This window comes from Mesorhizobium sp. B2-4-15, from assembly GCF_006658505.1.
Taxonomy (GTDB): domain Bacteria; phylum Pseudomonadota; class Alphaproteobacteria; order Rhizobiales; family Rhizobiaceae; genus Mesorhizobium.
Map to the genome: position 1 here is coordinate 211,879 of NZ_VFUZ01000002.1, position 17,988 is coordinate 229,866.

Here is a 17,988-nt window from a genome sequence, read left to right on the forward strand (position 1 = left end):
CCATGAGTGGCGATAAGGCGATCTGGCCTCCGATCGATCCGATTTCGGCCGGCCTGCACGGCCGCTGTCCTCGCTGTGGCGAGGGGCGGCTGTTTTCGGGCTTCCTCACCGTCGGGAAACGCTGCGCCAATTGCGGGCTCGACTATTCCTATGCTGATGCCGGCGACGGGCCTGCGGTCTTCGTCATCCTGATCATCGGCTTCATCATCGTCGGCCTGGCGCTTTGGGTCGAAGTGACACTGAGCCCGCCGCTCTGGCTGCATCTGCTTGTCTGGATCCCGCTGGCCTTGGTGCTGTGCCTGACAGCGCTCCGATTGATCAAGGGCGTCCTGCTCACCCTGCAATACGCCAATAAGGCGGCAGAAGGCCGGTTGGACCGCGGCGAATGAGCGAGACGTCCTTTAAAGCCGACGGCCGTTCGCGGCCGCGATCGGCATTGCTGCTCGGCCTTGGCCTTGTGCTGCTGCTCATCCTGCTGGCGCTCGGCACCTGGCAGGTGCAGCGCCTTCACTGGAAGGAAGGCCTTCTGCAAACCATCGACCAGCGCACCCACTCGGCGCCGCTGCCGCTGGCCGAGGTCGAGAAGGAGTTCGCCTCGACCGGCGACGTCGACTATACACCGGTGACGGTTTCGGGAACTTTCCTGCATTCCGGCGAACGGCATTTCTACACGACCTGGGAAGGCGACGCCGGCTTCAACGTCTACACCCCGCTCGCCCTCGACGATGGCCGCTTCGTCCTGATCAATCGCGGCTTCATACCCTACGACCTCAAGGATGCCGCCAAGCGCGTCCAGGGACAGGTGACGGGCAAGGTTACGGTCACCGGGCTCGCCCGCAATCCGCTGCCGGGAAAGCCATCGATGATGCTTCCCGACAATGACGTGGCAAAGAATATCTTCTACTGGAAGGACCGCGATGTGATGGCGGCGAGCGCCGGTCTGCCGGCCGGGTTCAAGCTGGTGCGGATCTTCATCGACGCCGACAAGACGCCGAATCCCGGCGGCCTGCCGATCGGAGGCGTTACCATCATCGATCTGCCGAACAGCCACCTGCAATATGCTGTCACCTGGTATGGGCTTGCCGCCGCGCTCGCCGTCGTGCTCGTCCTGCGGCTTCGCCGGCCCGCGAAAGAGGACTGAACGCGAGCGACGCCCCCTTTCTACCGATGCTCTTGACAGGGCAGGGGTAGGCACCTCATTTCGGCGCTGACGAACCGGCCAGGATGTAATGCTTCAGACAATCGCCAAACCTCCTCTGACGATCCGGCTCTGCCAGCCGCGTGGTTTCTGCGCCGGCGTCGACCGCGCCATCCAGATCGTCGTGCTGGCGCTGAAGAAATACGGCGCACCGGTCTATGTCCGCCACGAGATCGTCCATAACCGCTATGTCGTCGAGGGGCTGCAAAACCTTGGCGCGGTCTTTATCGAGGAGCTTTCCGAAATCCCGGCCGAACACCGGCAGTCGCCGGTCGTCTTCTCCGCGCATGGCGTGCCGAAATCGGTGCCGGCGGATGCCCAGGCGCGCAAACTGTTCTACCTCGACGCTACCTGTCCGCTGGTCTCGAAGGTCCACAAGCAGGCGATGCGCCATCAGCGGCTTGGCCGCCACGTGCTGTTGATCGGCCATGCCGGACATCCCGAGGTGATCGGCACCATGGGACAGTTGCCGGAGGGCGCGGTAACGCTGATCGAGACCGAGGCCGATGCCGCCGGGCTTGAGCCCGCCGATCCGCACGCGCTAGGCTTCGTCACCCAGACCACGCTGTCGGTCGAGGACACCGCCGGTATCATCCGCGCCCTGCAGGACCGTTTTCCGGACCTGCAGGCGCCGGCGGCGGAATCGATCTGCTACGCTACCACCAACCGCCAGGAGGCGGTGAAGGAAACAGCGGCCGGCGCCGATCTCTATCTGATCGTCGGCGCCCCCAATTCCTCCAATTCGCGCCGCCTTGTCGAAGTGGCGGAGCGTGCCGGCGCTTCGATGTCGCTTCTCGTGCAGCGCGCCGCCGAAATTCCGTGGAATGACATCGGCAACATTTCGACGCTCGGCCTGTCGGCAGGGGCATCGGCGCCGGAGATCATCGTCGACGAGATCATCGACGCGTTCCGCCAGCGTTTCGATGTCACAATCGATCTGGCCGTCACGGCCACCGAAACAGAGGATTTTCCGGTCATGCGGGTACTGCGCGATGTCGAACTGACGCCGGCCGACATGGCCTTCGTCAACGGAGCCGCGTAAGGCACATGGCGGTCTATACCGACGTTGCCGAAGGTGAACTCGGCGCATTCCTGAAGCACTATCCTGTCGGCGATCTCCTGTCCTACAAGGGCATCGCGGAGGGCACGGAAAACTCGAATTTCCTGCTGCACACATCCAGCGGCTCCTACATCCTGACGCTTTATGAAAAGCGCGTCGAGAAGGCGGATCTGCCGTTCTTTCTCGGACTGATGGGCCACCTCGCCAACAAGGGGGTTTCCTGTCCGCTGCCGGTGACCGCGCATGACGGCAGCGTCATCGGCATGCTGGCCGGCCGTCCGGCCGTCATCATAACCTTCCTCGAAGGGCTTTCGCTGCGCCGGCCGATGGCAACGCACTGCGCCGAAGTCGGCAAGGCGCTGGCCGCCCTGCACCTGGCCGGTGCTGATTTTCCGATGACCCGCCCCAACGCCCTCGCTATCAACGGCTGGCGCAAGCTTTGGGATGCGTCCCGCGACCGCGCCGACGAAGTCGAACCGGGACTGGCGGCCGAGGTCGATGCCGACTTCGCCGATTTCGAGCGCAACTGGCCGAAAGATCTCCCTAAAGGCATCATCCATGCCGATCTTTTCCCCGACAATGTCTTCTTCCTCGGCGAAAAGCTCTCCGGTCTGATCGACTTCTATTTCGCTTGCGACGACCTCTACGCCTATGACGTCGCCACCTGCCTCAACGCCTGGTGCTTCGAGAAGGACTTTTCCTTCAATCTCACCAAGGGCAAGGCACTGCTCGAGAGCTACCAGAGCGTGCGGCCCCTGAGCGCCGGGGAGAAGGCGGCGCTGCCGATGCTGGCACGCGGTTCAGCGCTGCGCTTCATGCTGACCCGCCTCTATGACTGGCTGACCGTTCCCGACGGCGGGCTGGTGATGAAGCGCGATCCGACGGAATATATCCGCAGGATGCGGTTCCACCGAGCAATCAAATCTCCTTCGGAATATGGATTGGCATGAGCAAACAGGTTGAGATCTTCACTGACGGCGCCTGCTCGGGCAACCCGGGCCCTGGCGGCTGGGGCGCCATCCTGCGCTTCAACGGCACCACCAAGGAGCTCTCCGGCGGCGAGGCCGAGACGACCAACAACCGCATGGAACTGCTGGCGGCCATCTCTGCCCTAAACGCGCTCAAGGAGCCTTGCACCGTCGAGCTTCATACCGACAGCAAATATGTCATGGACGGCATTTCCAAGTGGATCCATGGCTGGAAGAAGAACGGCTGGAGGACCGCCGACAAGAAGCCGGTCAAGAACGGTGAACTGTGGCAGGCGCTGGACGAAGCCAACAGACGCCACAAGGTCACCTGGAACTGGGTCAGGGGCCATGCCGGCCACGTCGAGAACGAGCGCGCCGACGAATTGGCAAGGGAAGGCATGGCACCGTTCAAGAAGGGCCCCTTCAAGCCGGCGGTTTCAGCGTCAAAGCCGGATGCCCAGGCAAAGCAGCCGCTGGCGACGAAGGCACGCCGCTCGACGCAGAGCTATTGAGTTCCAGTCCTGCGGCCTCCGATCGACGGGAGCCCTTCTGCCATGCCGATAGCCTACCACATCACGCACCCCCAGGTTCAGATCGATCCTGCCATCCCCGTGCCGGATTGGGGTTTGTCCGATGTCGGCCGTGCGAGGGCGTACGCGATGCTGGGCCAACCATGGATCGGATCGATCAGGCAAGCGGTGTCCTCGGGCGAGCGTAAGGCGATTGAAACCGCCGAAGTGCTCGGGCGGCACCTCGACCTTGCCGTCCAGGTAAGGGAGCGGATGCATGAGAATGGCCGGTCGGCGACGGGTTTCCTGCCGCCTCCGGAGTTCGAGGCGGTCGCCGACCAGTTCTTCGCCAATCCGCACGAAAGCATTCGGGGCTGGGAGCGGGCGATCGACGCGCAGCAGCGCATCGCGGGCGAGGTCGAGGCCGTGCTCGAGGCCGGCGGTACCGGAGACATCGCCTTTGTCGGGCACGGCGGTGTCGGCACCCTCTTGCTGCTTGCGCTGAGCGGCAAGCAGATAAGCCGCGACAGGGATCAGCCGCCTGGCGGCGGCAACTACTTCGCCTTCGATATCGCCGCGCGTCGCGTTCTCCACGGATGGCGGCCGATCGACATGCTGGAGCAGTCCTAAGCCCTCAGCGGATCAGCAGCGCCGTGCCCCACAGCCCGAGCGCGAACACCGTGTGCGAGACCAGGTTGAGCGCCCGGATCTGCATCGGATTCGGCCGCTTCGATGCCGCCCATCCGGCGCCCATGCCGGGCGCCAGCAGGAACCAGCCGGCGCCGACGGTGACGATGCCGAGAATGAAGGCTGGCAGGAAGGTCGGCGCGGTAAGCCAGCCTGCTCCAGCCACGACGACCAGGATGATGCCGTAGACGATGCCGACGAAGTAGTGAAAGGCCCAACCTAGCGCCACCTCATATGCATAGGGCGCCGCGTCGCCAATATCGTCATGAAAGACCTTGTCGCCGAGGTGCCAGACCCAGCGGCCGACCGGCCCCCAGTTCGGCCGTGGCTGGCCGAACGCCTTGTGGAGGAAGAGCGCCCAGAGATCCATAAGCACGGTGGCGCCGATGCCGATCGCGACAGCGCGCCAAAAGATGTCAAACATCGTTGGATTCCCCGAGGGCCGGCAGTTATGGAGCGCAAGCGGTTGTCGGGCGAGGAGCGGCCATTGCGGCCTTGCCCGATGCGACCGTTGAAGCTCAGAGCTGTCCGAGAATATGAGCCGCTCCGGATTCGTCGACGCCGGGCTTGGTCTCGACATTGAGCGCGGTGACCTTGCCGTCGTCGATGATCATCGAAAACCGCTTCGAGCGTAGGCCCATGCCGCCCGCCGAAAGGTCGTTGTCGAGGCCGACCGCCTTGGCGAAATCGCCATTGCCGTCGGCGAGGAACAGGATCTTGCCTTCACCGCCGGTGAAGCGCGCCCAGGCGCCCATGACATGGACGTCGTTGACCGAAACGACGGCGATCGTGTCGACGCCACGCGCCAGGATGGCGTCATGGTTTTCGAGATAGCCGGGCAAATGGTTGTTGCTGCAGGTCGGCGTGAAGGCGCCGGGAACGCCGAACAGGACTACCTTCTTTCCGGGGAAAATCTCGGCCGACGTGATCGCCTTGGCGCCGTCGGCGGTCATCGTCTTGAAGGTCGCTTCGGGCAGCTTGTCGCCGACGGAAATGGTCATGAGTTCCTCGCTTGGGGAATGGAAAGGATGCGTGCTTGCGTAGCGAACTCAGCGGCTTCCTGCAACCATCGAGCCGGCAGCATCAAGGGAAAGGTAGCAGCCCTTCGACGGCCCCCGCGGAACTCGTCAGCGTATAGTGCAGCCCGCCATCCGTGGGCGTCGTCGAGGGGCGGTCGAGGATCGGCACGGTGAAGATCAGCTTGCCGTCCTTTTCCCGGCGGGAAGGAGCGCCGAACATGTAATCCCGCTCGGCGGCGACGAAGAGATCCGCGGCCGCGGGGTCACCGGGAAAGCTCGCCTCGACAACCAGCGTCTCGTGATCGCCCGGCAGCACATTGATGCCGAAGTCAGGCTTTGCCGGTGCCGGCAAAGCCGCGAAACTCGCTTTCACAAGGGCTGCATCGTCGGCATTGTCGGGATCCGAAGCGGGGTCGACGGTCAGCCGTGTCTGCACCGGGATGCAGATCGTTTCACAAATGCCGAGAAAGATGTCGGCGTCGATGACGGCCGGCTGGTTCGGCGTCGCCAGCGTGAATGTGACAGGCAGCGAAACCGGATAGTTGTAGCCGGCCCATTTGCCATAACCATCGTCGTGGCGTTGGGGTGGCGGAAACGAGAGCGAGGCATCGGCGATGTTGGTGCTGGCCGAGATGTCGAGCTGTGGTGGCACGCCGGCGTCGCCCGGGTCGCGCCAGTATGTCTTCCAGCCAGGCTTGAGCGCTATGTCGAGAACGCCCTGGATGCGTCCGGCCTCGTCCGGCTTGCCGCTTGTCACCAGCCGCACCTTGCCGCCTTCGCTGTTGTACCAGGCGGACGAAGAGGCATAAGCGGGTAGGGCGGTTGCCGAACCGATGGCGGCGCCAAGCAACAGGATTTTCAAGCTTTGCATGGCGGTGATTTGATCGTCCGTTCGTGGCAGCGCAATGATTTCATGGTCTTGCCGATATCATATTTGCGTGACTTCGCGGCAAGCCACTGCTGGCTTGGCAACATGGGCTTTGGTCGAATCCGGCGCTGCGCATCTTTTCGGCGCCCGGGAAACACGTTACCCTCCTTGTCATGGATTTGTTGCGCCACAAGAAGACAACCGCTGGCCGCGGCTTTCTCGACGATCAGTTCCTGATTGCCATGCCCGGCATGAAGGACGATCGTTTCACGCGCTCGGTCATCTACATCTGCGCGCACAGCGATGAAGGCGCGATGGGCCTGATCATCAACCAGACCCAGCAGATGCTGTTCCCGGACCTTCTGGTGCAACTCGGCATCATGAACGAGCAGGAGGCGATCCGCCTGCCTGCGCAGGCGCGCGACTTCGTCGTCCGCAACGGCGGGCCTGTCGATCGCAGCCGGGGCTTCGTGCTGCATTCCGGCGACTATCGCGTGGAATCGTCGCTGACCGTTTCCGACGACATCTGCCTGACCGCGACGGTCGACATACTGCGCGCCATATCGTCGGGCCGCGGTCCCCGTCACGCGCTGATGGCGCTGGGTTATTCGGGCTGGGGCGCCGGCCAGCTGGAAACCGAGATCGCCGAGAATGGCTGGCTGACCTGCCCGGCCAGCCCCGAGCTTCTGTTCGATGCCGACATCGAGCGCAAATACGATCGGATTCTCGCCTCGATCGGCATCGATCTCGCCCATCTCAGCCTGGCCGCCGGACACGCCTGAGCTTCGTCTCACGCCTGCGTCAACGGATACTGCTCTTTCAGCGTCTTCAGCACCTGGTCGCCGGGCATAGGCGCGCCGAACATGAAGCTCTGCACATATTCGCAGCCCATCTGGCGCAGTTCCAGCGCATCGCGTTCGTCGGCGATACCCTCGGCGACCACCGAAAGACCGAGCTCATGCGCCATGTTGACCATGGACTTGAGCAGCACGGCGCGCTTGGGCGTGTTGTCGTCGACAAAACTCTTGTCGATCTTGATCGTGTCGAAGGGGAAACGCGTGAGGTAGGCGAGCGAGGAGTAGCCGGTGCCGAAATCGTCCAGCGACAGGCCGATGCCGAGCTGCTTCAGCTTGGTCAGCACGTGGGCGGTCTGCTCGGGATTGTCCATCACCAGGGACTCGGTGAGTTCGAGCCGGAAACAGCGCGGCTTCAGATTGGCTCGCGCGATGACGGAGCGGACATCGCTGACCAGGTCGCGGCGGATGAGCTGGCGGCTGGACAGGTTGACCGAGACCGACAGCGGCGCGTCGCCGATCTGCTTTTGCCATCCCGCCAGATCCTCGGCCGCCTGCTGCATGGCGAACAGCCCAAGCTGCACGATCAACCCGCAGCTTTCGGCGACCGGGATGAAATCAGCCGGCGGGATCATGCCGCGGCGCGGATGGTCCCAGCGCAGCAACGCTTCGAAGCCGGCAACGCTGCCGTCTTCCAGGCGCACGATCGGCTGGTAGGCAAGCGTGAATTCGCGCCGTTCGATGGCGCGCCGCAAATCGGATTCAAACTGAAGCCGGTCGGTGCCCACGGTGCGGAAAGCCGGGCGGAACGGCTCGATCCTGTCGCCGCCGAAGCGCTTGGCCTGGTGCATGGCAAGCTCGGCGTCCTTGACCATGTCCTCGGCCGAGGTCTGGGCCGATGTCCAGGTGATCAGGCCGATCGAGGCGGTCAGCACGATCTCGCGCTTGGCAAAGGTGATCGGATTGTTGATCGCATGCTTGATGGCATCCGCCACGCCGGCGATGCGGGCAGGGTCCTGTTCGGACAGCAGCATCAGCGCGAACTGGTCGCCGGCGAAGCGCGACAGCGAATCCTTGGGCTTCAGCAGACGGTGCAACCGGCGTGCTATCGTGAGCAGGATCGTGTCGCCGGCCGAGATGCCGAGCCCGTCATTGACCTGCTTGAAGCGGTCGATATCGATGACGAAGACGGTCGGACGCACCTTCTCTTCGGTGCGGGCGATCGAGATGATCGCTTCCAGCCGGTTCATGAACAATTCGCGGTTCGGCAGGCCAGTCAGATTGTCGTGCACGGCGTCGTGCAGCAGCCGCTCCTCGGACTTCTTCTGCTCGGTGACGTCGACCATGGTGCCGACGCAGCGGATGACCTCGCCGTCCGACCCGATCACCGGGCGGGCGCGCAAGGCAAACCAGTGATAGTGCCCGTCGGCGCCGCGCAGGCGGAAATTCTGTGCCACCCGGCCACGACGGTGCTCCAGCACCACGTCGAGCGTCGTGCGGAACGTGTCGCGGTCATCGGCATGCAGCACCGGCAGCCAGTTGCGCGCCGCACCACCCAGGCTGTTGGGCGCCAGCCCGAGCTGGATGCTGACATCAGGCTTGGTGACGACGCGATCGCGCAGCACGTCCCAATCCCACACTGTGTCGCCTGATCCCGCGACCGCCAGCGCCTGGCGTTCGAGGTCGGAGAACAGTCCTTGGTGCAGCGCGCCGCCGGCAAAGGCGTGCTGCATGACGGTGAAGCCAATCAACAGGATGATGAGGATCAAGCCACCGCCGAGCGCCGGCTGGGCAATGTCATTGTCGAGCATGCCGGTGATCGCCATCCACGATCCACATAGCCACAACAGCACCATGACCCAACTGGGCACCAGCATGATGGCGCGGTCATAGCCGCGTATCCCGAGGAAGATGATCAGGCCGAGCCCGGTCAGCGCGGTGGCCGCGAAGGACAGTCTGGCGATGCCCGCGGCGACCGCCGGGTCGACAATGGCGACGCCCGCGATCAGCAGCAGCCCTAGAATCCAGACCAGCGCGCCATAGCTGAAATGGCCGTGCCATCGGTTGAGGTTGAGATAGGCGAACAGGAACACCACGAATGTACCCGCCAGCGCCACCTCCGTTCCCGCCCGCCACATCTGCTCATTGCCGGGCGAGATTTCGATGATCTTGTTGAGGAAACCGAAATCGACGCAGATATAGGCAAGCACCGCCCAGGCGAGCGCCGCCGTCGCCGGAAACATCGAGGTGCCCTTGACCACGAACAGGATGGTCAGGAACAGCGCCAGAAGGCCGGCGATGCCGATGACGATGCCGCGAAACAGCGTGTAGGAATTGACCGAGTCCTTGTAGGATTCCGGGTCCCACAGATAGACTTGGGGCAGCTTCGGCGAGGCGAGTTCGGCGATGAAGGTGATCACCGTGCCGGGGTTCAGTGTCACCCGGTAGACATCGGCATCAGGACTGGTCTGGCGGTCGAGCGCGAAGCCTTCGCTGGGCGTAATCGCCGCGATGCGGGTCGAGCCGAGATCGGGCCAGAAGATGCCGGAATTCACCAGGCGGAAATGCGGGGCGACGATCAGCCGGTCGAGCTGCTGGTCGGTGGAGTTGGCGAGCGCGAACACCGCCCAGTCGCCGGTCGAGCGGGCATCCTTGGCCTCGACCTCGATGCGCCGCACGATGCCGTCGGGGCCGGGCGCGGTCGACACCTGGAAATTGTCGCCCTGGTTGCGGTAGATCTCGACGGCACCCGAAAGGTCGAGTGCCTTGTCGTCGCGGGCGATCTTGATCGGTTCGACGGCAAAGGCCGCCGGAGCCGCGTACAGCGTCAGCATTGCCGCGAGGACAAAGGCGAAGAGCGGCCCGGTTCGCAGGAAATTCGTCAAAAATCAGTCCTTCGTTCCAGCGCCCGGCGGATCGTCGGCGATCCGAGCGTAGAGGTAGTGGTCCTGCCAGATGCCGTTGATCCTGAGATAGGATCGCAAAAGTCCTTCGCGCCGGAATCCGGCTTTTTCAAGCACGCGGATCGACCTGATATTGTCGGGAATACAGGCGGCTTCGATCCGGTGCAACCTCAGCGTATCGAAGGCGAAGCGGGCCACGACCTTGACCGCGTCGGTCATCAGGCCGCGGCCGCCGAAGCGCTCGCCGATCCAGTAGCCGACATGACCGCTTTGCGAGACGCCGTGACGTATGTTGCCGAGCGTGATGCCGCCCGCCAGCTTGCCGCTCGACTTCTCGAAGATGAAGAAGGCGATCGCGGTGCCCTGCGCATAGTCTTCGCGGTAGCGGCTGATGCGCAGGCGCCACGCCGTACGGTCGAGCTCGTCAGGCGTCCAGCGTGGCTCCCACGGCTCGAGAAAAGCGCGGCTTTCACCGCGCAGCGTCGACCATTCACGGTAGTCATTGGTGAACGGCACGCGCAATGTGACGAGATTGCCCTTCAGTGCCGGCAGGTCACGGCGAAAGAAAGGGAGCGCGAACACGGCGCTTGTGCGGCTTAGACGGCGAGCCTGCGGGCCGTGGTCTGCGTACCCGGAAGCGAATCGAGGATCGCCTCGTATGGTGCCAGCGTACCCACGGGCCCGACAGCGGTAAGCGTCGGCTTCGTCGAGAACATGCGCGCCGACAGGTCGGTCAGCCTTTCGACCGTCAGTGCCGACAGCCGTTCCATCAGCTCTTCCTTGGCGATCGGGCGGCCGAACAAAAGCAGTTGGCGCGCGATCTGCGAGGCGCGGCTGGCCGGGCTTTCGGCGGACATGATCAGCCCGGCGCGATACTGCGCACGCGCCCGGTCGAGTTCTTCCTGCAGGATGTTTTCGCCGGCCTTCTGCAATTCGTCGATGATGACCGGCACCAGTTCGGCAATGTCGCTCTGGCCTGTCGCGGCATGGACGCCGAAAATGCCGGTGTCGGAAAAGCCCCAGTGGAAGGCGTAGACGGAGTAACACAGGCCGCGCTTCTCGCGGACTTCCTGGAACAGGCGCGATGACATGCCGCCGCCGAGGATCATCGACAGCACCTGCGAGGCGTAGAAGTCGCGTACATGATAGGCGCGGCCCTCGAAGCCCAGCACGATCTGCGCATCCATCAGGTCGCGGTCCTCGCGGAAATCGCCGCCGACATATTGCGCATATTGCGGGATGGTGCTGTCGGCCTTGCTGCGGAAGCCGCCGAGATGCTTTTCGACCTCGCGCACGAACTTGTCGTGCTTGATGTCGCCTGCGGCTACGATCACCATCCGCTCGGCGCCGTATTGGCGCTCGATGAAATCGTGCAACTGCTTGGAGGTGAAGGATTTCACCGTTTCCGGCGTGCCCAGGATCGAGCGGCCGATGGTCTGGTGGCGAAAGGCCGTCTCGGTGAAGCGGTCGAAGACGATATCGTCGGGCGTGTCGTGTGCGGCGCCGATCTCCTGCAGGATGACATGCTGCTCGCGTTCGAGCTCCTGCGGATCGAATTCGGACTCCTGCAGGATGTCGGCAAGGATGTCGACGGCCAGCGGCACATCGTCGGAGAGCACCCTTGCGTAGTAGGAGGTGGTCTCGACGCTGGTGGCGGCGTTGATCTCACCGCCGACGTCCTCGATTTCCGAGGCGATTTCGAAGGCGCTTCGCCGTTTTGTACCCTTGAACGCCATGTGCTCGAGCAGATGGGCCATGCCATGCTCTTCGTCACGCTCATTGCGGGCGCCGGACTTGACCCAGGCACCAAGGGCAACCGATTCGATACTTGGAAGGGTTTCGGTGGCGACTGTCAGGCCGTTCGACAGACGGCTTACCTCAACACCCATATGGCTCTTACTCCCTAACGCGCCGCTCGCGCACGGCGGCCGACGTAATCTTCCACCATTTTCAAGTCGGATGGAAGTACCGTGTATTTTTCCTCAAATGTCATCAATCCGCCTAGCCATGCGGGCAGGGCGGGCGAGACCCCGCTGGCGGCCTCGACGGCGGCAGGGAACTTTGCCGGGTGAGCGGTGCCCAGCACCACCATCGGCGTGGCACCTGCAGCCTTGCCCGACGCCACATGCACCGCTGCCGCCGTGTGCGGATCGAGCAGGTAATTGCTGGCCGCGAGGGTCGAGCGGATGGTGGCGGCGACCTCGTCCATATCGGCGCGGCCGGCGTCGAATTCGGACCGCATCCTGGCGATTTCCGCTGCTTCGATGGTGAAGGCGCCCGATTGCTTGAGGCTTGCCATATAGCGCCGCACGGTCGCCGCGTCACGGTTGGAGGCCTCGAACAGCAGGCGTTCGAAATTCGACGATACCTGGATGTCCATCGACGGCGAGGTCGTGGCGAAGACGCCTTTGGTGCTGTATTCGCCGGTCGCGAAGGTGCGGGCCAGTATGTCGTTGTCATTGGTGGCGATGACCAGCCGTTCGATCGGCAGGCCCATCTTCTTGGCGGCGTAGCCGGCGAAGATGTCGCCGAAATTGCCGGTCGGCACCGTGAACGATATCGGCCTATCCGGTGCGCCGAGAGACAGCGCCGAGGAGAAATAATAGACGATCTGCGCCATGATGCGCGCCCAGTTGATCGAATTGACCCCTGACAGCGCGACGCGATCGCGGAAGGCGTGATCGTTGAACATGTCCTTGAGCAGGCCCTGGCAATCGTCGAAATTGCCCTCGATTGCCAGCGCATGGACGTTTTCAGCCTTGGACGTCGTCATCTGCCGCTGCTGCACGGGCGAAACCCGGCCATGCGGGAAAAGGATGAAGATGTCGGTGCGGCTGCGTCCGGCGAAGGCGTCGATGGCCGCGCCGCCGGTATCGCCCGAGGTGGCGCCTACGATCGTGGCATGCTGGCCACGTTGGGCAAGCACGTGGTCCATCAGCCGGGCGAGCAGCTGCATCGCCACGTCCTTGAACGCCAGCGTCGGTCCATGGAAGAGTTCGAGGACAAAGGTGTTGGGCCCGGTCTGGACCAACGGACAGACAGCCTCGTGGCGGAAGGTGGCGTAGGCTTCGCGGACCAGACGTTCGAAGACCGGCGCCGGGATTTCGCCGCCAAGGAAGGGCGACAGCACGCGGATGGCGAGGTCTGGATAGGCAAGGCCGCGCATGGCGCGAATTTCGGATGGCGAAAACTGGGGCCACTCGCGCGGCACGTAAAGCCCGCCATCGCGCGCCAGTCCCGCCAGCACCGCGTCAGAAAATCCAAGCGCGGGCGCTTCCCCGCGAGTACTCACATATTGCATGTCACAGATCCGTTGCCGCTAGGCTTTTCCGTTCACCACAAGGTGGTTAATTTCTGTGCTGGCTCAGTCGCATTTTTGCCGCGCGGTTGATATACGTCACCAGCTTTGCGAGAGGGAAGAGCAGTTTCATGGCGTTTCATACATTCGGCGGTCGCTTTGTGGCGGGTCTTGCGCTCACCGGCTTTATGCTCGCCGCCGCGGGTTGCCAATCAAGCGACAACGGCATCCTGAACCTCGGCTTCGGCAAAAAGGATCCGACAGCGCCACCGCCGCCGCAGGATCCCAAAATCCTGGCCAGCCAGCTGACCGCCTATTGCCCGAAGGTCACGGTGCGCGACGGCACGGCCTTCTTCAACACCTACGTCAAGGACGTGCAGAAGCCCAAGCCGAGAGTTAAGAAGACTGGCGACGCCGCGCAGGACGCCGCGGCCCAAGCCGCGGCTGACGCGGCTGCTGCCACGCCGCCCGACGATTCGGCGAGGATCATCTATCAGGCTTCGATCAGCGATGTGACCCGCGATTGCGGCCGTGCCGACGGGCAATTGACGATGAAGATCGCGGTCGCCGGCAAGGTCGTTCCAGGACCGAAATTCGCGCCCGGCACCATCACCATGCCGATCCGCACTGCCGTAATGCATGGCACTGATGTGCTTTATTCGCAGATTCATCAGTATCAGGTTCAGGTGACCGATCCCTCGGTCGCCACCCAGTTCGTCTTCACCGACTCCAATATCGTCGTGCCCGCACCGACGGCGCCGGACTATCAGGCCTATGCCGGTTATGACGAAACCGTGCCGAAGGCGACGACGAGCAAGCCGAAGAAGACCCACAGGAAGAAGGCCGCGACGACAAACTAGACGTTGGTCAGGCGTCGGCCGACCATTCCGACAGCGCCGCGATAACGCTTTTCAGTTCCGCCCAGCGACGGATCACTGTCTCCGCGCCGGCCTCCGTCAGCGCGTCGGCATGGCCGGGATAGCTGTGGCTGGCGCCGGTGAAGCCGATCACGCGCATGCCAGCCGTCCTGGCACCGGTGACGCCGTGCACGGAATCCTCGATGACAAAGGTGTTGGCCGGTTTGGCGTTGAGTTTTTCGGCAGCAAACAGGAACACGTCCGGAGCCGGCTTGGTTTTGCCGGTGGGCGTTTCCATCGCCGAGAAGATCCGCCCGGCGAAAAACGGCAGCAGGTGAACCTTCTCCAGCATGAAATCGATCCGCTCCGAGCGGGAGTTGGAGCAGATGCAGCGTTGCGCCGTGACGGAGGCGACCGCTTCGCGCACGCCCTCGATGGCACGCACGTCGCTGCGCAGTTTCCTGTCGACCAGGTCTTCGGCACGATCGATCAGCGACACCTGGAACGGGATCTTGGACTTCTCCTCTATGCGGATAAGGATGTCCTTGAATGTCAGGCCCGCATAGGTCTCGGCAATCTCTTCCGCCGAGATTTCGTATCCGGCCAGGGTTATCAGCTCAGCCTCGACCCGTGCGGCGATGATTTCGGAATCGACGAGAACGCCGTCGCAATCGAAGATGACAAGGTCTGGCTGGGGCATGGTGATCCGGAACAAGGAGGAGGATGAATGGCCGCTCAGGGCTCAAGCGGCGCGGCATACACCAATGGCCCGGCCTTCGCAAACCTGACCGGCCATCCGGCGGGCCTTCACCGAATATTTACGCTGATCGGTAACCATAACGGGGAGTAAACAGTAACGCGTGCCTTGGGTGTAAAAATGTCTGCCGTACGTCTTCTCGACGAGCTTTCCCATGCTCCCCAGCAGTCCGAATGGCTGGACACTATCCTCAAGGGCGACTGCGTCGCAGCCCTCGACCGGCTGCCCGAAAAATCCATCGACGTCATCTTCGCCGATCCGCCCTACAACCTGCAGCTCGACGGCGACCTGCACCGGCCCGACCAATCCAAGGTCGACGCGGTCGACGACGCCTGGGACCAGTTCGAGAGCTTCGAGGCATATGACGCCTTCACCCGCGCCTGGCTGCTGGCGGCTCGCCGGGTGCTTAAGCCCAACGGCACCATCTGGGTGATCGGCTCCTATCACAACATCTTCCGCGTCGGCGCCAAGATGCAGGATCTGGGCTTCTGGATCCTCAACGACGTGGTCTGGCGCAAGACCAACCCGATGCCGAATTTCCGTGGCCGCCGCTTCCAGAACGCGCATGAGACCATGATCTGGGCTTCGCGCGACCAGAAGGGCAGGGGCTATACCTTCAACTACGAGGCGCTGAAGGCATCGAATGACGATGTCCAGATGCGCTCCGACTGGCTGTTCCCGATCTGCACCGGCGCGGAGCGGTTGAAGAATGACGATGGCGACAAGCTGCACCCGACGCAGAAGCCCGAGGCCCTGCTCGCCCGCATCATGATGGCCTCGACCAAACCGGGCGACATCGTGCTCGATCCCTTCTTCGGCTCCGGCACGACCGGCGCGGTGGCCAAGCGCCTCGGCCGTCATTTCGTCGGCATCGAGCGCGAGCAGGCCTATATCGACGCCGCCAATGAACGCATCGACGCGGTTCGGCCGCTTGAGGGAGCCGATCTCACGGTTCTCACCGGCAAGCGCGCCGAGCCGCGCGTGGCCTTCGTAAGCCTGATCGACACCGGGCTGATGACGCCAGGCGTAACACTCTACGACGCCAAGAAGCGCTGGGCGGCCAAGGTGCGCGCCGACGGCACTGTGGCGATCGGCGACAGCGCCGGCTCGATCCACAAGATCGGCGCCGAAGTGCAGGGACTGGACGCCTGCAACGGCTGGACCTTCTGGCACTATGAGCGCAGCGGCGGGCTCACCCCGATCGACGAACTTCGCCGCATCGCCCGCCTCGGCATGGAGCGGGCAGGGGGCTGACCCCTGCCGCGCTTGCGCGCTGATTCAAAGTCGGAACGGATCGCTGGAAGCGATTCAGATCACGCCTTTATTCCGTAGCGTTCAAGGTCTGCTTGAAGCGTCTTGGCATCGGTGAACAGCACGGCTTGCCAGCCGGCCGCCTTGGCGCCGTCGACATTCTTCTGGCTGTCGTCGATGAACAGCGTCGCGGACGGTTCGAGGCCGAACGCAGCAACGTGATGGTCGTAAATATCACGATCCGGCTTGATCTTGCCGATCTCGCCGGAGATGGTCACACCGCGTGGACGATCGAGGAAGTCGAAGCGTTTGCGGGCTTCGGCCAGGGTGTCAGCGGCGAAGTTGGTCAGCATGGTCACATCATGGCCGCTCTCGATCAGGCCGAGCATGATGGCGACGCTGTCGTCATAGGCATGCGGCACCATGTCGTGCCAATGCCTTCGGAAATTGCGGATGTTTTCCGCGTGATCGGGATGCTCGGCGATCAGCAGCGCCTCGGCTTCTTCCCAGGTCCGGCCACGATCCTGCTCGACGTTCCAGTCATGCGTGCAGACATTGTCGAAGAACCATTTCCGCTCCGTCTCGTCGGGAATCAGCCGGCTGAACGGAATGCTGGGATCGTAGTGGAGCAACACTTTGCCGATGTCGAAAACGATGTGGCGGACTTCAGTCATGGGGCCTCGTTGCACTCAATGGTGACGGCTTTTTCGTCGCGCCGGGTATCGCAGCCTCGATTGCCTTTTTCATGACAGTCGGCAGGGCCTCGCCGGAAATCTCTCGAACCGGCGACCAGAAATGCCCTTCCGGCGCATCACCTTTGATGTGGGCATGAAAGACGTCGAGTTCGAGAGCGAAATGGGTGAAGACATGCGTGATTGTTCCGGCCCGCCGCCATTCGCCGGGAAAGGGCGCCGCCGCCGCCGTGGTGGCTCCATCCACCCGTGCCGTCCAGGCGGTGGTCGGCACCTCCGTCATGCCGCCGAGCAACCCTTTCTCCGGCCGTTTGCGCAGGAGAACGGCGCCGTCCTCGCGCATGGCCACGAAAGCGGCGCCGCGCCGCAGCGGCTTGTCGGCCTTCGGCAGGCGAACCGGGAAATGTTCAGGGTCGCCCGACAGGATCGCGGTGCAATCCTCGCGCAGTGGGCACAGCATGCAGCGCGGCCGGCGCGGCGTGCAGATCGTGGCGCCGAGATCCATCATCGCCTGGGCGAAGTCGCCCGGCCTTGCCGCCGGCACCATGCGCTCGACATGAGCGCGTATCTCGGGCTTGGCCTCGCTGAGCGGCATCGTGATCGAAAACAGCCTCGAGATGACACGCTCGACATTGCCGTCCACGACGGCCGCGGGACGGTCGAAGGCGATCGCCGTGATGGCCGCCGAGGTGTAGGCGCCGATGCCGGGCAGGTCTCTCAAAGCGGCCTCCGTGTCGGGAAACCGGCCGCCACGCGCCGCCACCAGATCGGCGCAGGCCTTGAGGTTGCGTGCACGGGAATAGTAGCCGAGCCCCGCCCAGGCCTTCATCACGTCCTCGGTCGGTGCCGCGGCGAGCGCCTCGACGTCAGGCCATTTCTCGACAAAGGCGCGGAAATAGGATTTTACCGCCTCGACGGTGGTCTGCTGCAGCATGACTTCCGACAGCCAGATGCGGTAGGGGTCGGGCCGCACGCCGCGGGCATGGTCGCGCGGCGAAACCCGCCAGGGCAGTTCGCGATGATGCACGTCGTACCAGGCGAGCAGGCGCGACGCGGTATCGCCTGGCGTTGCCCTATCGGTCTGGGCCTTGCGGGTCTGGTCTGCTGGTGCCATTGATCTTGTGTTG

The 17,988-nt window shown here is 63.5% G+C and carries 19 protein-coding genes; 9 read left to right on the top strand and 10 right to left on the bottom strand.

The window, feature by feature from the left end:
• The first annotated feature begins 2 nt into the window (after positions 1–2).
• The 6 genes from FJ930_RS03385 (at position 3) to FJ930_RS03410 (ending at position 4,365) form a co-directional block, all read left to right on the top strand.
• Entirely contained in the window at positions 3–389 is a 387-nt protein-coding gene (locus FJ930_RS03385) for a DUF983 domain-containing protein (RefSeq protein ID WP_141834801.1), read from the top strand.
• A complete protein-coding gene (locus FJ930_RS03390) occupies positions 386–1,141 on the top strand; it encodes an SURF1 family protein (protein ID WP_181176368.1) in 756 nt (251 codons plus the stop codon). The genes FJ930_RS03385 and FJ930_RS03390 overlap by 4 nt, the downstream gene beginning before the upstream one ends.
• 88 nt (positions 1,142–1,229) lie before the next feature.
• Positions 1,230–2,240 (top strand): 4-hydroxy-3-methylbut-2-enyl diphosphate reductase, encoded by a 1,011-nt coding sequence (gene ispH / locus FJ930_RS03395; RefSeq protein ID WP_141834803.1) that lies wholly within the window; start codon positions 1,230–1,232, stop codon positions 2,238–2,240.
• 5 nt (positions 2,241–2,245) lie between these two features.
• Positions 2,246–3,208, top strand: coding sequence for a homoserine kinase (locus tag FJ930_RS03400; protein WP_141834806.1), 963 nt, complete (start codon positions 2,246–2,248; stop codon positions 3,206–3,208).
• The gene (rnhA, locus tag FJ930_RS03405; RefSeq protein WP_141834807.1) at positions 3,205–3,738 is read left to right on the top strand and encodes a ribonuclease HI; all 534 of its coding nucleotides are present in this window, start codon (positions 3,205–3,207) and stop codon (positions 3,736–3,738) included. Before FJ930_RS03400 ends, rnhA begins: the two co-directional genes overlap by 4 nt.
• 42 nt (positions 3,739–3,780) lie before the next feature.
• On the top strand, positions 3,781–4,365 hold the full coding sequence (locus tag FJ930_RS03410; protein WP_141834808.1) for a histidine phosphatase family protein: 585 nt from the start codon (positions 3,781–3,783) through the stop codon (positions 4,363–4,365).
• 4 nt (positions 4,366–4,369) lie between these two features.
• Here FJ930_RS03410 and FJ930_RS03415 read toward each other — a convergent pair whose 3' ends face one another.
• The 3 genes from FJ930_RS03415 to FJ930_RS03425 all read right to left on the bottom strand — a co-directional run bounded on the left by FJ930_RS03415 (position 4,370) and on the right by FJ930_RS03425 (position 6,312).
• Complete coding sequence (locus FJ930_RS03415) at positions 4,370–4,846, bottom strand: DUF2938 domain-containing protein (protein WP_141834809.1); 477 nt, start codon at positions 4,844–4,846, stop codon at positions 4,370–4,372.
• A 94-nt stretch (positions 4,847–4,940) separates the two neighbouring features.
• On the bottom strand, positions 4,941–5,423 hold the full coding sequence (locus tag FJ930_RS03420; RefSeq protein WP_141834810.1) for a peroxiredoxin: 483 nt from the start codon (positions 5,421–5,423) through the stop codon (positions 4,941–4,943).
• Positions 5,424–5,505: 82 nt separating this feature from the next.
• Positions 5,506–6,312 carry a protein-disulfide reductase DsbD domain-containing protein gene (locus tag FJ930_RS03425; protein ID WP_141834811.1) on the bottom strand — a complete coding sequence of 269 codons (807 nt, stop codon included), beginning with the start codon at positions 6,310–6,312 and terminating at the stop codon, positions 5,506–5,508.
• A 170-nt stretch (positions 6,313–6,482) separates the two neighbouring features.
• Between FJ930_RS03425 and FJ930_RS03430 the strand changes: the two genes are divergently transcribed.
• Positions 6,483–7,091: a YqgE/AlgH family protein gene (locus tag FJ930_RS03430; protein ID WP_140610068.1), complete on the top strand. Its 609-nt coding sequence runs from the start codon at positions 6,483–6,485 to the stop codon at positions 7,089–7,091.
• A gap of 8 nt (positions 7,092–7,099) precedes the next feature.
• Here FJ930_RS03430 and FJ930_RS03435 read toward each other — a convergent pair whose 3' ends face one another.
• From FJ930_RS03435 to thrC, 4 genes are read right to left on the bottom strand one after another with little or no spacing between them, the layout of a single operon-like run.
• Entirely contained in the window at positions 7,100–9,988 is a 2,889-nt protein-coding gene (locus FJ930_RS03435) for an EAL domain-containing protein (RefSeq protein WP_141834813.1), read from the bottom strand.
• A gap of 3 nt (positions 9,989–9,991) precedes the next feature.
• Positions 9,992–10,588, bottom strand: a complete 597-nt coding sequence (locus FJ930_RS03440) for a GNAT family protein (protein WP_140742478.1) — start codon at positions 10,586–10,588, stop codon at positions 9,992–9,994.
• A 14-nt stretch (positions 10,589–10,602) separates the two neighbouring features.
• The gene (locus tag FJ930_RS03445) at positions 10,603–11,895 is read right to left on the bottom strand and encodes a pitrilysin family protein (protein WP_140742476.1); all 1,293 of its coding nucleotides are present in this window, start codon (positions 11,893–11,895) and stop codon (positions 10,603–10,605) included.
• 14 nt (positions 11,896–11,909) lie between these two features.
• Positions 11,910–13,307, bottom strand: coding sequence for a threonine synthase (thrC, locus tag FJ930_RS03450; protein ID WP_141834816.1), 1,398 nt, complete (start codon positions 13,305–13,307; stop codon positions 11,910–11,912).
• A 128-nt stretch (positions 13,308–13,435) separates the two neighbouring features.
• Between thrC and FJ930_RS03455 the strand changes: the two genes are divergently transcribed.
• Positions 13,436–14,164: a hypothetical protein gene (locus tag FJ930_RS03455; protein ID WP_141834819.1), complete on the top strand. Its 729-nt coding sequence runs from the start codon at positions 13,436–13,438 to the stop codon at positions 14,162–14,164.
• 7 nt (positions 14,165–14,171) lie between these two features.
• Here the strand turns inward: FJ930_RS03455 and FJ930_RS03460 are convergent, their stop codons facing one another.
• Positions 14,172–14,861: an HAD family phosphatase gene (locus FJ930_RS03460; protein WP_141834822.1), complete on the bottom strand. Its 690-nt coding sequence runs from the start codon at positions 14,859–14,861 to the stop codon at positions 14,172–14,174.
• A gap of 177 nt (positions 14,862–15,038) precedes the next feature.
• On the opposite strand from FJ930_RS03460, the gene FJ930_RS03465 reads away from it, so the two are divergent.
• Positions 15,039–16,172 carry a site-specific DNA-methyltransferase gene (locus FJ930_RS03465; RefSeq protein WP_141834825.1) on the top strand — a complete coding sequence of 378 codons (1,134 nt, stop codon included), beginning with the start codon at positions 15,039–15,041 and terminating at the stop codon, positions 16,170–16,172.
• Positions 16,173–16,231: 59 nt separating this feature from the next.
• Here the strand turns inward: FJ930_RS03465 and FJ930_RS03470 are convergent, their stop codons facing one another.
• Entirely contained in the window at positions 16,232–16,843 is a 612-nt protein-coding gene (locus tag FJ930_RS03470) for an HAD family phosphatase (RefSeq protein ID WP_141834828.1), read from the bottom strand.
• Positions 16,836–17,975 carry an A/G-specific adenine glycosylase gene (gene mutY, locus FJ930_RS03475; RefSeq protein WP_141834831.1) on the bottom strand — a complete coding sequence of 380 codons (1,140 nt, stop codon included), beginning with the start codon at positions 17,973–17,975 and terminating at the stop codon, positions 16,836–16,838. Before mutY ends, FJ930_RS03470 begins: the two co-directional genes overlap by 8 nt.
• Positions 17,976–17,988 lie beyond the last annotated feature (13 nt).